This window comes from Thalassococcus sp. S3 (assembly GCF_004216475.1).
Taxonomy (GTDB): domain Bacteria; phylum Pseudomonadota; class Alphaproteobacteria; order Rhodobacterales; family Rhodobacteraceae.
Genome location: NZ_CP022303.1, coordinates 2,820,058 through 2,834,349 on the forward strand (window position 1 = coordinate 2,820,058; position 14,292 = coordinate 2,834,349).

Annotated in this window: 15 protein-coding genes; 7 read left to right on the forward strand and 8 right to left on the reverse strand. The window is 55.3% G+C overall.

The window, feature by feature from the left end; all coding sequences use genetic code 11:
• Positions 1-129 precede the first annotated feature (129 nt).
• The 3 genes from CFI11_RS13980 to CFI11_RS13990 all read right to left on the reverse strand — a co-directional run bounded on the left by CFI11_RS13980 (position 130) and on the right by CFI11_RS13990 (position 2,760).
• On the reverse strand, positions 130-804 hold the full coding sequence (locus CFI11_RS13980; protein WP_165390265.1) for an immunity 22 family protein: 675 nt from the start codon (positions 802-804) through the stop codon (positions 130-132).
• 418 nt (positions 805-1,222) lie between these two features.
• The gene (locus CFI11_RS24845) at positions 1,223-1,639 is read right to left on the reverse strand and encodes a ClpX C4-type zinc finger protein (RefSeq protein WP_130406962.1); all 417 of its coding nucleotides are present in this window, start codon (positions 1,637-1,639) and stop codon (positions 1,223-1,225) included.
• A gap of 218 nt (positions 1,640-1,857) precedes the next feature.
• Positions 1,858-2,760, reverse strand: a complete 903-nt coding sequence (locus CFI11_RS13990) for a DMT family transporter (RefSeq protein WP_217358697.1) — start codon at positions 2,758-2,760, stop codon at positions 1,858-1,860.
• A 113-nt stretch (positions 2,761-2,873) separates the two neighbouring features.
• Between CFI11_RS13990 and CFI11_RS13995 the strand changes: the two genes are divergently transcribed.
• Positions 2,874-3,821: a GlxA family transcriptional regulator gene (locus CFI11_RS13995; protein WP_130406966.1), complete on the forward strand. Its 948-nt coding sequence runs from the start codon at positions 2,874-2,876 to the stop codon at positions 3,819-3,821.
• A 115-nt stretch (positions 3,822-3,936) separates the two neighbouring features.
• On the opposite strand, the gene CFI11_RS24340 is transcribed toward CFI11_RS13995, so the two are convergent.
• Both CFI11_RS24340 and CFI11_RS14000 read right to left on the reverse strand, forming a co-directional pair.
• The gene (locus tag CFI11_RS24340) at positions 3,937-4,092 is read right to left on the reverse strand and encodes a hypothetical protein (RefSeq protein ID WP_165390266.1); all 156 of its coding nucleotides are present in this window, start codon (positions 4,090-4,092) and stop codon (positions 3,937-3,939) included.
• Complete coding sequence (locus tag CFI11_RS14000; protein WP_130406968.1) at positions 4,089-4,697, reverse strand: recombinase family protein; 609 nt, start codon at positions 4,695-4,697, stop codon at positions 4,089-4,091. The genes CFI11_RS24340 and CFI11_RS14000 overlap by 4 nt, the downstream gene beginning before the upstream one ends.
• A gap of 203 nt (positions 4,698-4,900) precedes the next feature.
• On the opposite strand from CFI11_RS14000, the gene CFI11_RS14005 reads away from it, so the two are divergent.
• Positions 4,901-5,191 carry a hypothetical protein gene (locus CFI11_RS14005; RefSeq protein WP_130406970.1) on the forward strand — a complete coding sequence of 97 codons (291 nt, stop codon included), beginning with the start codon at positions 4,901-4,903 and terminating at the stop codon, positions 5,189-5,191.
• A 3-nt stretch (positions 5,192-5,194) separates the two neighbouring features.
• Here CFI11_RS14005 and CFI11_RS14010 read toward each other — a convergent pair whose 3' ends face one another.
• From CFI11_RS14010 to CFI11_RS14020, 3 genes are all read right to left on the reverse strand, one after another.
• Positions 5,195-6,151 (reverse strand): hypothetical protein, encoded by a 957-nt coding sequence (locus CFI11_RS14010; RefSeq protein ID WP_130406972.1) that lies wholly within the window; start codon positions 6,149-6,151, stop codon positions 5,195-5,197.
• Positions 6,152-6,471: 320 nt separating this feature from the next.
• Positions 6,472-10,161: an ankyrin repeat domain-containing protein gene (locus CFI11_RS14015; protein ID WP_165390267.1), complete on the reverse strand. Its 3,690-nt coding sequence runs from the start codon at positions 10,159-10,161 to the stop codon at positions 6,472-6,474.
• A gap of 109 nt (positions 10,162-10,270) precedes the next feature.
• Positions 10,271-10,540 (reverse strand): hypothetical protein, encoded by a 270-nt coding sequence (locus CFI11_RS14020; RefSeq protein WP_130406976.1) that lies wholly within the window; start codon positions 10,538-10,540, stop codon positions 10,271-10,273.
• Between the two features lie 234 nt (positions 10,541-10,774).
• On the opposite strand from CFI11_RS14020, the gene CFI11_RS14025 reads away from it, so the two are divergent.
• From CFI11_RS14025 to CFI11_RS14045, 5 genes are all read left to right on the forward strand, one after another.
• Complete coding sequence (locus CFI11_RS14025; RefSeq protein WP_130406978.1) at positions 10,775-11,326, forward strand: hypothetical protein; 552 nt, start codon at positions 10,775-10,777, stop codon at positions 11,324-11,326.
• Positions 11,327-11,400: 74 nt separating this feature from the next.
• Positions 11,401-11,736, forward strand: a complete 336-nt coding sequence (locus CFI11_RS14030) for a hypothetical protein (RefSeq protein ID WP_130406980.1) — start codon at positions 11,401-11,403, stop codon at positions 11,734-11,736.
• Positions 11,737-11,829: 93 nt separating this feature from the next.
• A complete protein-coding gene (locus CFI11_RS14035; protein WP_130406982.1) occupies positions 11,830-13,062 on the forward strand; it encodes a hypothetical protein in 1,233 nt (410 codons plus the stop codon).
• 24 nt (positions 13,063-13,086) lie between these two features.
• Complete coding sequence (locus CFI11_RS14040) at positions 13,087-13,986, forward strand: hypothetical protein (RefSeq protein WP_130406984.1); 900 nt, start codon at positions 13,087-13,089, stop codon at positions 13,984-13,986.
• Positions 13,983-14,291 carry a hypothetical protein gene (locus CFI11_RS14045; RefSeq protein WP_130406986.1) on the forward strand — a complete coding sequence of 103 codons (309 nt, stop codon included), beginning with the start codon at positions 13,983-13,985 and terminating at the stop codon, positions 14,289-14,291. The genes CFI11_RS14040 and CFI11_RS14045 overlap by 4 nt, the downstream gene beginning before the upstream one ends.
• Position 14,292 lies beyond the last annotated feature (1 nt).

The window sequence follows — 14,292 nt, forward strand, 5'->3', positions numbered from 1 at the left end:
GCCGAGATGCCGCCTGAAGCCATAGTATTCACCAAGGGTTGGTCATGTTTTAGCCCTATGTAGATAAAAACTGCCGTTGAATACATGGAAGCAAACGGTAGATCCGTCCGCGAACGCGTCCCCCGTTCCCTATCGATCCTCGAACTCGATCTCGCCCAAATAGCGCAGGACCAAGTCGCGCCTCACGATGTCGCGGGGCTCTGCGATCTTCATTCCGTCGCCAAAGCGATCATTATCGTCGATCAGCATGCTGACATAGATGTTGACCGCCTGCAATTGAACCGGATCAATGCGCTCTCGAACGCGTGGCGCCCACTGCGTAACCCACGAATGACCGGCAAAGCGGCTCTCCAGGTCATCGCCTTGCCTGGCGAAGCCGTACTCCAGGAAATCGTGGTCATACCACTGCTCACCCTGCGCGTCGGCAAAGGCAGACAGGCCAACGACCTCGCGCGTGCCTTCCACATCCTCATTTTCTTCTGAGTAATAGTCGTCACGCTCAGCCATCAGGGTGTTGAACGTCTCAAGATCCCGCGCCGTTCCAAACCAGAACTGACTGCGCAAAAGGCTGCGCGGAGATATCGAACCCTCGGGCTCATTCGAGCCAAGATCACGGCGCTCGACCTCGACAATCCGCACCGGTCCTCGCCCGAGCATACGCGCAAGCAATCCCCTTGCGTTTAGCTCTACGGAGACTGTCAGCATGTAGTTTTTCGGGACGTCGACCGTCTCGGAATGCAACAATTGACCGTCTTGTGACAGGACAATCTCAATTGCGCCTCCACCAAAGAAAGCCGTCGTCATGTCCCCGTCGACGTTCAAGCGGCGCTGAGCATGCAAAGGATGACCCTCATCTCCAAGCGTCACCGCGATTGCAGACCATTCTGCAGGGATCGTCTGGCCACGCTGAACACGAATAGCACTCTCGTCATACATGGTCGCACCCAAACAGCTTAACGCCCGGAATAGGCCGGAGCGGGTGTGTTGACGTGCACAAATATGTCAGCAGCGATCCGGCGTTGTTTCTGGAGTGTAGCCAAACAGCAGGACCTTCGGAACCATCCCGGCCAGGGTCAGCTTTTTCCCGCCATTCGGTCGGAGAAGCTCAAGAAGCCAATGCCTACTTCGGGCTTGCTGCGGTCTTCGCAACAAGACGAATTTAAGGTCAGCTCCGAACCCAGCTTGCGCATTCGTGAGGGTGCTGCGGACGTCAGGGATCAGGTTAATTGAACCGCTCCCATGCTGATTGCCGCGATATTCCCAGTGGTTCAGCGATCTTTGCCCAGCTGACATCTCGCTCGCGCAGCGCATCGACAGCCCGAGCAAGGTGTTCCTTATAGGATTCAGCTGTTGCATCTAGCGCGCCCAACGCGTTGATCAGTCTTTCCGTCGGCCAGTTCGTTGGGTCGAATGCCTTCGGAGGTGCGTCAGTGCCGTTCATGACCAATTGGCACACCTCCACGCACTCATCGCAAATATGCAAGCCGCCTGGGCCAGCAGCCAGCTTGGCAATCTCTTGATCAGACTTGCCGCAGAACGAACAATGTAAGTTTCCCATGGCACAGCATTCCGTCAGGTTTATCCTGACAGTCAGGTAAGGCCTGACATTGACCGTGTCAAGATCGGCGAACGGGCCCAAGAGGCTGACTCCAGGGCAATTCAGAACCGGACATTCACTGAATGTCTGCAAATCCCGCTTAGGCGGTCATAGGAGATCAAGCATTCAATGACCGCTTCGGGCTGCGCGCCGACCTTAGCACGCCGCGCAGCTAAGGTCGGGAGGGAGCCCAAAACAACCGATGCTGCGTGATCAACGAACGGCAGCTTTGTGTTCATGACCCAGTCGAATTGTGTAGGCTACACCCGTCTGTTTGGTCTCAGAACGAAGAACAGCCCTACAGAAATCAATACAGAACTGACCACCTCGAACGACGTGATGACCTCCCCCAGCATGACCCATGCCAGTATCATGACAAAGACCGGCATGGCGCTGAAGACCGTGCAGGACATGACGGTCGGACCGACGATTTTGACAGTGTAGTTGTAAAGGAAATACCCGATGGCCGATGTCACGATGCCCAGATAGAGCAAGGCCCAAATGCTTGTCGCTGAGGCAGAGGAGACCTGGCGAACCTGATCAAAGTCAACAAGGAGCAGCAGGGCGACAATGGCCGCAATTGTCATGTAAAACGTCAGGGTCAGGGACGCATATTTTGCGCTAAGGCTTTTGATCGTCAGGGCGTAAACTGCCGAGCTGACGACATTCCCGAACATAAGCAGATCACCCCGGTTGAACGACAATTCGCGCAAGGCTGCTATCCGTCCGTCCGTGATCAAAAGGACGACGCCGCCAAATGACAATACAACACCGAGGTATGCCACACGCGGCAACCTTTCTTTGAACACTAAAGCGGCAGAAACAGCGGTCACGATGGGCGCTGTGGCACCGATCAGGGCGATGCTTGTAACCGTCGTGTAGGTCAAAGCCTGCAACAGAAACCAAAGTGTGGCTACGATACCCACCACTCCGAGAACAGTGATTGCCGGGATGTCCCGAATGCTGATCCGAAACGCTGAGCTGGTCTGGAAAAGCAGAACCGCGAACAAGGTCACGACAGCAATCGAAGAGCGGACCAATATGATCGTCAAGGCATCGAGGTCGAAGGTCGCGATCTTTGCTGCGATGCTGCTCGTCGCGAAGATCAGTGCCGTCAGTAGGGCAAGGCTCGGACCGACTGCGCTTGCAGTATGGTGCGACATTTTGGACTGGGGGTCTTTGTGGGTCATTCGGGGGCGAAAGTTTCCTAGGCGGGGAGCGGTTGCCAGACGATAACGCTTCCACAGATGTCTTTTTGGACATAGCTTGATCAATTATGGACAAACCCCGACGCCAAATAGACGTTCTTCTCTTTGACGGTGTGACATTGCTCGATGTGAGCGGCCCGACCCATGTGTTCGGCAACGCGCAGCGTGACGGCAAACAGGCTTACAGCCTGAGATACGCGTCATCAGACGGAGCGCCGGTTACGGCGGCCTGCGGCTTGAGACTTACGCCGGATATCGGTTTGCACGACGCGTCAGGCGCTGACTATCTTTTGGTACCTGGCGGCATGGGCGTGGACGAAGCGCTCAAGAACCGACCCCTCCTAGACTATCTGGCGAGCTGGCGTGGGGAGCGTTTGATCAGCATATGCTCTGGGTCGGTTTTGCTTGCCCACGCAGGCATCTTGGATGGTCGCCCCGCGACAACGCACTGGCAAAGGGAACAGTTTGTCAAACGACACTATCCTTCTGTCGATTGGGATATTGACAAGCTCTATATCAAAGACGGTCACGTTCACACGTCCGGCGGCGTGACGGCGGGTATCGATTTGGCATTGTTCATTTTGAAGCAGGATTGCGGTGCCGCAGCCGCTTTGTCTGCCGCGCGAGGTATGCTGGTTCACTTGTCGCGGTCTGGCGATCAAAGCCAATTCAATGATGTGTTGTCCGCCCAGTTCTCAGCCGATAGCCAGCTGTCTGACCTAATTGATAAAGTCGCGCAGCACCCATCCCGTGCGTGGACGCTTGCTGAAATGGCAGATTTTGCCGGCACAACGCCAAGGACGCTAACCAGGCGCTTTAATGCGCAACTGGGTGTATCTCCAACCAAGTTCGTCGAGGCAGTTCGTGTCCGTTTGGCAGCGGATCGTTTGGCGGCAGGCATGTCTGTCGCGAATGTTGTTCGAAGTACCGGATTTGGAGACCATCAACGTATGCAGCGCGCCTTCAAACGACAGCTACAATCAACTGTCAAAGACTATGAGAGGCGCGTTCGATAGCAGACCTTTATCCTATCACAAGGTTTGGCAGCTTTGTCTCGCATTTCGGCCTACCAACAGCGTGTGATCAACGTCCGCTCTGAGATCGTTTTCACTCATTCGACGTTCGTTTCGCTCAGCATCCGCTTTCCTGATCGTGCCATTGGTCCTGCGCCCAAGCTTCGACCGTGCGTAGGAACTCTTTGCGGATCTTGGGACAGCGGATGGCAGCGTAGGCGCTGGTCAAGCGGAACAGTTCAGCCTGACTGAGATCGTAAACTGAATGTGTCATGGCTCATCTCCTTTTGGGGGTTTCGGTGGGATCGGATAGCTCAGCTCAAGACGATGAAAGCCTCGCTGCAAGGTCAGCCGGGACACTCCGAGAAGCGCTGCAACATAGCGGCACGGCAAGCCGATTTCGACCATCCAGGCATAGGCCTCTCGGATCACGGGCTCCTGTAAATGTGAAGGTCGACCAAGGCGGACACCGCGTCTGCGCGCAGCGGCAAGACCCTCCTTGGTGCGGCGGCGGATGATCCGGCGTTCGAACTGCGCGGCCAAAGCCAAAACGCCGTACATGAACTCGCCCTCATCGCTCGTCGTGCTCATGGGGAATGTCAGCACTTCGAACGTGACGCCCCGCGCCTCCAGGGCACCTGCTGTCAGGATCGCGTCAATCGCGCTGCGAAAGGCGCGGTCGATGTCGACGACAACAAAGGTATCGCCCGCCGCCAGCTCCCGGAGCAAGGCATCGAAGACAGGCCGCTCTGCCGCAACGGCGGATAGCTTTTCCACCCGCAGCTCATCGCAGATCGCTTCGAGTTGCAGGATTTGGCGATCAACTTGCTGGCGTTCCGTCGAGACGCGGACATAGCCGATGCGGCGCGGTTTGGGCATGGCACCTGATCGAATAGGATCCTTTCCGATCACCCGCCGAAATGCCCGCGCCGCAGATCTGGTGTCAGCGGAACGCCGCAGATTTCCTGGGTCTGTGTTTACCGTTTTGGCGGAATCCCGTAAAGCTGTGTCTTGTCCAAAAACCATTACATATGAACAGCATAGCTCGGTGCATTGGGGCAAGTGCGCTCGCGATCCCACTCATGAGTTATCCACAACAGAGTTTGGCAGAGGGCTTCACAGGCGCGGAGTTCGCCACTTGGTCCGAGGCAAGTCAGAACAGCTATATCGAGACCTCCGTGACCATGGCAGGCGTTGTGTTCACGCAAACCCATCTTGGAAAGGCATCCTGCGTGAATGACTGGTACTTTGCCGACGATGCCTGGAAGACGCGCAATTCGGACATCCGCGACGCCATCGCCGCTTACCGGGATGCACATCCGAGTGGCGTTATTCTGGCGTTGATTATCAGAGAATGCGGCGCGTTGGACTGATCTTCACCTGTTCGCTCCGAGATCGGGCACCATCTGCGTCGAGAAGACCGGCGCTGCAGGCTTGGTCGCATCTGGCTCAGCGATGGTGTGGCGAACGCGATCCGGCATTTCGGCTTCGATGTCTTTCATGATGTCGTCGAGTTCCTCGAAACTCGGTGGATTGTCTTCATCCATCAAGCGATTGCGGGCAGAGCCGAGCACATTTACCTCGTAGTTGCGGATGTCATCTTGGCTGATATGCAACTCTTCCAGGTGCTGCTGCGCGGCGCGATACTCCTCAAAGCTGGGTTCCTGTCCTGTCCAGAGGATCGTCGCTGCAAGATCGCTCTCAATCCTCGTTCCATCGGCGCTACGGACGGTGCCTGTCGCATCGCGAAACACCAACGTCCCGTCTGGCAAGCGCGCGGCGCGGTTTTCCATGCTGGAGATGTCGATCTGAGCGGCCCTGATCATGCGGCCCAAACTGTCCTGCGCTTGGTCCACCGCCTGTTCGGCACTGCGCAACACGTCCATCGCTCGATCATAACGGGCGCGATAGATTGGATCGTCAAGCAGCATCGAAAGACTGCGACGCATGTGCTCCCGCTCCGCCTTCTTGCGTTTGGCTTCCGGGGATCGGACGTCGCCTTCCGCGAGAAAACGACTGATGCGCCCCACATCACGACCGGTCAGCTCATGCTGCAGATCGTCGAAGTCGCGCTGTCGTTTGTCATCTATGCCTTTGCCATCGTTCATATTCTGCTCCGTCTCTATTTTACCAGAAACGGAAGTGATCGTGCAAACTTCGTCCTTGTCGCTGAGGGATCGAACGGGGGCTCCGCCCCCTTCGCAAGCCGTTTTGTAATACAAAACACAGCTTGCGTTCGTCTTTTCCCTTTGAGGAATACTATATTTTTTAAAAGGAAAGCTGTCTTGGCTTTCTTGCTTTGGAGGAGGCTTTTGAACGGAAGCTGCGCTCACGCTTGCCATACTTTAGCAGACAGCCCGCCTTAATGCCAGCCCTGTGGGAAAACACTCGCCGTAACTTATGTCTTACGTTAACCTTTACTTGATATTTAGTAGCACTCAGACTTTAGGCTACAATGATAGCGTATTGAATGGATTTGAGGTGATCCGCTGAGCAGCACGCTCCCGCGCGCATAAATGCGGCTAACAAAACCCAACCCAAAAAATATACATAGAAATGATAAACTGGCCGCTAGATGTGAACCGCATTTGAAGGGCTAATAAGTATCACCTATTTTTTCTGAACTTCAAGACACAGTTTCTGCAAAGCGAAGTTATTTTGATTGACGGTCAATTATCGATACGATTTCGAAGAAACCATATTCAGCGGCCAAGTCTCGTGCAGTCATGCATCGATCAAATGTCCGTTGGTCAGTGTTTGCACCGGCTTCGATCAAAAAATTTACCACTTTCGCGTGGTTTCCGAGTACTGCCATCATTAGGGCCGTCATTCCTATATCAGTCGTGGCTCGGTCAAGTGATGCCTTCGAAAGCGTTAGATATTGAACAAGGTCCAGGTGACCAGCCGAACTTGCAGCCATTAGAGCCGTCCACCCGATGTCATTTGTAGTCTTGTCTACCTGCGCGTCATTTTCGACAAGGTCTTTTGCAATCTCGAGCTCGCCAGCGAAACACGCCGCCATCAAAGCTGTCCAGCCATCATCTGCAGCAGCTGAATAGTTCACGTCGACACCAGCTGAAATCATCAAGTTCGCTGCTGCGCGTAGCCCATTTGAGCACGCAGCGATAAGAGGGTTCCATCCATCATCCGTGGTGACTGCGACAAGGCTCGCGCCTGAGCTTATCAAGCAGCAAGCCATCGCGTCATCCGCTGAGTGGCAAATTACACGTAGTATTGTCGCGCCATTTGAGAGAACGGGTCGGTCGACATCTGCGTTAGCTGCGATAAGCCGCTTTGCAACTCCAATATGACCTCCTGCGCATGCTACGACGAGCGAGCTAGTCTCTTCGTCGGCTGCGACAAAGTCTACGTCCGCCCCGGCTTCGATCAAGAAGTCAACCATCAGTTGGTGGCCTGCACTGCTCGCAGCCAAGAGAGGTGACCAGCCCATACTCAGGTTCATTCTGTCTATTTCCGCGCCTGCAGAGACCAAAAGCTTAGAAGCCTCCAATTGTCCTGCCGCACTCGCTAAAAAGAGGGGTGTTGGCCCGCTGTCACCCAAGGGCATGTCAACTTCCGCGCCTGAGCTTAGAAGCAGATCCACCAAATCTTCTGCCCCCAAAGAACATGATACAGATAAGGCACTTCTTGTGTCAGTGCCGTCTCCAATTACTCGATTTGGATCAGCTCCAAAATCCAGCAATAACTGAGCAATCTCAGAATTGCCGCACTCACATGCAAGTACGAGAGGTGTAATGGCATTGATCGAAGGGTGAGAGTTAGCGTTCGCCCCGCTTTCTAGAAGTATTTGAACAATATCAAAGTGACCTTTCTCGATTGCTAGTGAGAGAGCAGTGATGTTACCGTAATTTGAGACAAAATCGAGATTTGCGCCTCCTTCGATAAGCAGAGCAACAATCTCTATTGTGCCTGCCGCACAGGCAACCATTAGCGCCGTTGTATGACCACCGAAGCTCGAGGCATCTAAATTAGCCCCCGCTTCAATCAGCGTTCGCACGCTCTGCGTTTGCTCTTCAACACATGCATGCATAAGGACAGTCCAACCCCCATCAAGCGTTCTTGCATCAAAATCAGCGCCAAAATCCAAAAGAGACCGCAGCAATTTGTCTTCACCATAGCGCGCCGCAATCATCAGAGGAGTTAATCCATCCTCAAACAAAAAACAATTTGGGTCGGCCTTGAGATTAAGAAGCCAAACTACAAATTCGTGATTTTTATAGTAGGTGGCAACAAGCAAGCTTGTCCAGCCGCTAGCCTCTGCCTCATTAACATCTCCATCAAACTGCGTCTTGAGGAATTGGGCAGCTTTCAGTGTTCCTTCCGCTGCCGCCTGTCTAAGCAAGGATACTGAGCTTTCAACCGATCTTGTGAGTCTGTCAAAAACTCTCACGAACTTTCTTTGGCTTTCAAAATCTAGTCTTTCAATAGTCAAGTACTGTTCGAGGCAATAAAGTGCTCGACCAATTCCTACATCTGTGCGCTTATCGAGAGTGTTTCCCAATTCCTCTATTTCAACGTGGGCGAGAAAGGGAGTGAGCTTTGGTCCTCGCTCAGCCCGGTGACCCTGGGCGATAAGATCTGCAAGCCCCGTGGAAATAGCGCGTCGAATAGTGGAACCCTCCGGAAACCACTTTGGGTTAAGAAATCTTAGTAGACTACTCCAAGCTGATTGTACGTCTGCAAGTGTTTGATCTTCATTTAACAGGTTTCGAACCAAGCGCTGGATCGTCTCCAAAAAGGATCCGCTTCGGTCCTCGAAGCCGTTCGATACAGAAAAGACAGATAAAGCGGAAGCGAATGATCGGTAATCTGTAGCACTACGATTTTCAGCTAAGAACTTAAGAACGAACGTCTCTCCCAAAATGTCTGGTTCTAGGGGCCTTATTACATGACGGTCAACAAACGAAACAAACCGGCCAGAAATGTCCAGCAAAGTTTCGACATCCTCTCCGCCAACAAGGGGATGACTGATCGCGGGTAGATTGTCCTGAAACTCCAGAATGCCATTTATGGAGATGCCTCTGAGAAGAGTTGCTGCGGAGACATGGAACCCCACCCAATACCCAAGAACCGGGTCCTGAGCTTCTTTGCGCCATGGCAAGCGACGTTCGTTTTCAAAGTAGTGCCCAACTAGGTCACGTCTCGTCATGCCTGAGAACTCGGAATTGGGACTTCTGCGGATCATTTGCCCAAGTAAGGCTGCGAAGAGCGGGTGGCGCACTGCATCGCGGCGTCTAATCTGATCTGGTGTTGCTAATGATCCATCGACTGCTCCGATCTGCATAAGCGCATCCGCTGCAGAGGTAACCTTGGGGCTGTCTGGCTTGTAGCGTTTCGCGTCGTCATCCTCCGTGAATGGATCTGCTGCAGCCGCGATAATCCCGCGCAGGAAGCCTTGAGTATCTGAGAGAGGGTCCAGCGCAATCGGCCACCTTTCAAAAAACAGCTCGCTATTCGCTTCACGAAATCCGAGCGAAGGGACGCCTTTTCTAAAAGCCGTGTCTTGGTGGAGTTTCTCTGGCAACACATGGTCGAGAACGAGCAGCCGGATGTCATACGGCGCACCATTCTCGAAGCGTTTCATAAGCGCACCGATCACGTCGGCATAGTTGTAGGTGTAGTCGATAATGATGAGTGTGTTTTTGGACGGTTGCCAGTTTTCCTCGCTCCAACTGTCAGCGTCAGGGCTTTCGACAAAACCAGCGTCCCATTCCGTGGTCTTCTCACCGACGATGTAGGGTTTTGCCCATTCCGAAACCAACCGCGTCTTGCCTGCACCAGAGGGCGCGACAAGTGCAGCAATCTTGAAGCGTTCTTTCGAGTTCATGAATTGGTCGAGCAGCGCGAGTTCTGCTTCACGCCCTCTAAGCGGAAGGGAATAGTGGTTGTGAGGGTTAAGCCAGATCGCCGATGTCGCTTCGCTTTCAGTGAAGGCTTGCTCTCGAGAAATATACCGAGGCGCGGCGAGTGGCGGAGGTGTTGAGTTAAGCCACTTAATCAGTTTTTCTGTCGGCTCACCCTTTGCATTGATGAACCGCATCTCTCTCATGAAGCTGTGGGCTAGTTCTGGGATGACGTCGTCGATCGCTGCATCGCGATTCTGCACCTTGCGGACAAACTTGAAGGCAACAACGAATTTGTTCGCTTCGATATCGTCTTGATCACTGGGTAGCCCCAACTCGTCTCGAATGTTCTTTGCAATCTGCTTGAGGCTTTCCGGGCTTGGATCTTTATGCCACCGCCAACTGTTGAACTTTGAGGGCGAAAACCTAACTGCCGCAGCCGCTGTAGCCTGGGAAACTTCCCCTAGGTTCTCAGTCACAAAGTACCATAGGAATTCTCTTTGAAGAGGGGCTTTCTTTCCGTCCATAACTCGCCATAGCAAATGAATTCCAGTTCATGCTGGCGTGGGCAGTGCGCTGTGGCAAGCGTTATGGTTGCGGAGGCTCGTCTCTTCTTGGGGCGCTGACCGGACCTTCTAAGGGTAGACCCTGATCAAACCGCACATCGCGCTGAGTGTGTTGGTATCCGGCCTCGAACTCTTCTCTAAAACCCTTAAAGTCAGCCCCGACAAAGTTCCCATAGACTTCGGATATGAGCTTGACGCGATCTAATGCCGATTGATCGTAGGGATCAATATTCAGTTCGCCAGCCTGTAAGGCTAAAATTTCCCCTAATAATCTTGCGATATCAACATCCATAATCACTCCCAATATATTGATAGTAATGTATTTTCTCCGTAAGGTCAACTTTTGGGCAAGTTACGGGCAATTCTTCTCGTGCAAGTCGGTGGCAAACAAGGGTTGCCGATGCTCGGTATGCGCGGCGGAGACACGATCGTACCTCTTGAGGGTGAGCGGCAAACCCCTCATTGAAACCTCCGCCAAGCATCTCGAGACCATCAACGCACCAAAATTGGTGCGGAAAGGACTGAGATGTCGACCAAAACAACCAATCTGGGCTTTTGTGCTGTGTGTCAGCACATCACGGACACGCCGTGCGTGCCTGATCTGGACTTCCCCGTAGACGGCCTTGCTCTCACGCAGCCTTTGGCGGTGCCGATGACTGATGTCGTGCGGGCCAAATCGAAGACGGAACTCTTGAGACCGGATTTCTTCTGCAAGACCGGGAAGGAGTTGGTCCGCCGGAGACTCAAGCCGCAAGAATTGCGCGACCTGGTGTCCTATAAGATCTTCGAAGGTCTCCATCACGGCGTGCGGTATGAGCATCCTTGGGGGTCGGAACTGGACATCGGTCCCGACACCATCGAGGAGGTCTTTGACGGGCGTGAGCAGGTGGCGCTGCCTGCTGATGTCGAAAGCTGGGCCGATGAGCCCATCTCCTATGATCGGGCGATCAGCGATTGGCTTAGAAAAGCTAAGGAAGGCCTGATCACCGACAAGCCCTACGGCACTTGGCACAAGAAGCTGATGTTCATCGACCTCGCTCTTCGGACGCCGAACTTCGACCCGCGCGATCTCGACTGATCCTTCCCCACTTTGCCAGCACGGTCTGACGCCTTCGGAGAATACCGGGGGCGTCAGTTTTTGGGAGATTCGCAATGACCAACTGGATGGCGATCACTGTGCTAGGAGTGTCCGCGCTGGCATCTGCTTCGGGCACAATCCTTCTCAACTACGCCGCTATCGTGTTGAGCCCGGCGCTCGCAATCCTGGGGGCCACACTCTGGGCGGCCTCCGCTGCGGGCTTTGTCTGGCTCGCGCATGGCTATGATCTCGGCACGCTCGCCATCCTGACCAGCGCCTTGGGCCTGATCACGGTGAATGTGATCGGAGTCACGCTGTTCGCCGAAGACATCACGGTTCAAAAACTCGTCGCCCTGAGCCTATTGATTGCGGCGCTCACCATTCTGTCCTGGCCGTCGGGCCATGGCTGATATGCCCGTGACTGGCATCGCAACTGCCAGCGGTCCCAGCGGCAGCGGTCTACTCCAACGACTCGAAGCAAATCCCCATCACTGGAGTGGACCATGAAGGATCAATCCCCCTCTCAAGGCAGCGCAGCAACCGCGCATCGGATCGCGGAGCACATGAAACGCCTCGGGGAAAACCAAGCCGAGTTGGAAACCCGGCTTCAAGAGTTAACCGTCGCCGATCAGACTGGCCAGGCACAGGCCGCAAACGCACGCAAACTGCATGCAGTGACGTCTATGCGGATGATTTCTCGTCTGTGCTGTCAGACCATCGACGCTCAGAAACATGCAGTGCATGCAGCACGGTACGCGTTGCGCCGGTTCATGGCAGATGTGGGGATTTACCGCCCCCTGCAAACACCAAATGTCCTACTGACGCTTCTCGTCGTGATGCTCGGAACGCTCTTCGAGGCGGTCTTCACCACGATCTCCCTTTTTGCCGACGGACATCTTGATCTCATTCCAGCGATGGGCTTCGCGCTCACCTTCGCCATCGTGACGACCGTTTTAGGACTGACAGCAGGGTCATGCTTGCGCTTTGTCAGCTACCGCAGCACGGCCCGCATCCAGACACCCGATCTTCGTCCCGTGCGCTGGTTGGCGCGCAGCGGTTTCGTCGTCCTTGTCTGCGTCACCCTCCTGATGGTCTTCGTGGGCGGGCGCGTCCGCGTTACTGGGCAACACCAAGATATCTTCAACTTCTCCGACATTGGCTTTGCCGCAACCTTCGGGGACGGCATGGCACTTGTCATTATGGTGGCAGCGAGCCTGTCGTTCATCCTATCGGTCACGAAAGGCTATAGCGGGTTCTCTGATCCGATCCCTGGCTATGCCGCTTATGTGGGCCGAACCGATGTGGATCACGGCGATGAGATCGGATTGCTCGTCGCAGACACCCTGGACCAGATCGACGAGATCTTTGCCGCTGCCGAAGAAGATCTTCTGGACGGTGATATCGATCCGGATGACATCGCCGATCTGCGCGCCGACATCCTGCAGTTCAACGCGGCAGTGATCGCCGGGAAGGCTGAGCTCAAAGCCATTGCGAAAACGGAATGGGAGCAGGACTGCTTTGCCACGGGTCTGACATCCCCGCAGCCCGAGATCGATCTGCACCCGCTCGATGCGCTGATCCTCGATCCGGATCGCCTGCCCGATGCCCCCTCGCGGAGCGATCTCATCGACGCGCTCCTGCAGGCCCAGGCGGAAGTGCATGCCGAGATTCTCGCAGCCCAGGCTGACTTCACCGCCAGCCTGCAGAGCTTCCGCGTCACCCCGCCCAGCACCTAACCCCCCAAAAAAAGGAGCCATCTCATGGCAAAATCACCTTATTCCCGTCGTCGCGGCGGCTACGGCAAGCGCCGTGGACCCAGCCTTCTGAAAAAGCTGCTGCTCTGGCTGGCGCTCATCTTGATCCCGATCATCGCTCTCGGTTCTGGCGGCTATCTCGCTGCACAATATCTGGGCCGCGAGCAGATCGACACGGCCTATTGCTATACGCGCCCCGATCAGCATCAGGCGGCGATCTTTGTCGACTTCTCGTTGACGCATCAGATCAGCCCCAGCCAGCGACGCGATCTGGTCAACACCTTCGTGCAGAGTTTCGAGGGCATGCCGCCTAACGGGAAACTGTCGGTCTTCACCACGGCGCAGGAGGGGACCTCCAGTGTCAACGTGCCGGTCTTCGCGCTCTGCAAGCCGGCCAAGACGCCGCAGGAGCAAGAGCGACTGGGCGCGCCTGCCAGCTCCGCCCCAAAACTCGTCCGCCAGCATGGTGAAGCGATGGCGACATTCCGGGCGTTTCTGGGCGACCTGATCGCCAAGTCGCAAGACAGCGCCCATATCGCCGCGTCCTCGCCGATCCTGGAGCAAATCCAGGGCATCTCGCGCTATCGCTTCGCGTCGCCGCTGTCCAAGCTCACCCTGTTCACCGACGGGTTGAACAACAGCGCAGTCGGTCAGTTCTGCGTCAAGCAGGGTCATCTGCCGCGCTTCGAGACGTTCGCCAGCCGGCCCGAGTATCGCTTCATCAAGCCTGATGATTTCAACGGTGCGGATATCTACATCCTTCTGGTCGAACAGCGCAGCCTGCCCAATGACGTGCTGCCCTTCTGCACCACCGCGGAGCTGCGCGGCTGGTGGGTGTCGTTCTTCGAGGGCAATGGCGCAGGGAATGTCCGGCTGACGCCGCTGGGCTACGGGGCGGGCCAATGAGCGGCCCTGGCACCCAAGCGCACCCGATCCTCGCGATCAATCTCGACCTCCTGCGCGCCAGCGCAGGTTTCGGGCTCGGCTGGGTCTGCTGGCAAGCGGCCTCGCCGGAGTTTTGGCTTCTGAGCTTCGCAGCGGTGGTCTGCACGATCGCAGGTGTCAAGCGTTTCGGGCATGCAATAGTCGGTCTCATCAAATGGATCAACGGCCAGCGCAAGCTCAAGCGCTTCGAGGCGCAGGGCGCGAGCCCAAAGGCAGACCGGATGGCCAGCGAGGCCGAGTTGCGCCAGCGGGGGCTGATCAAATGAG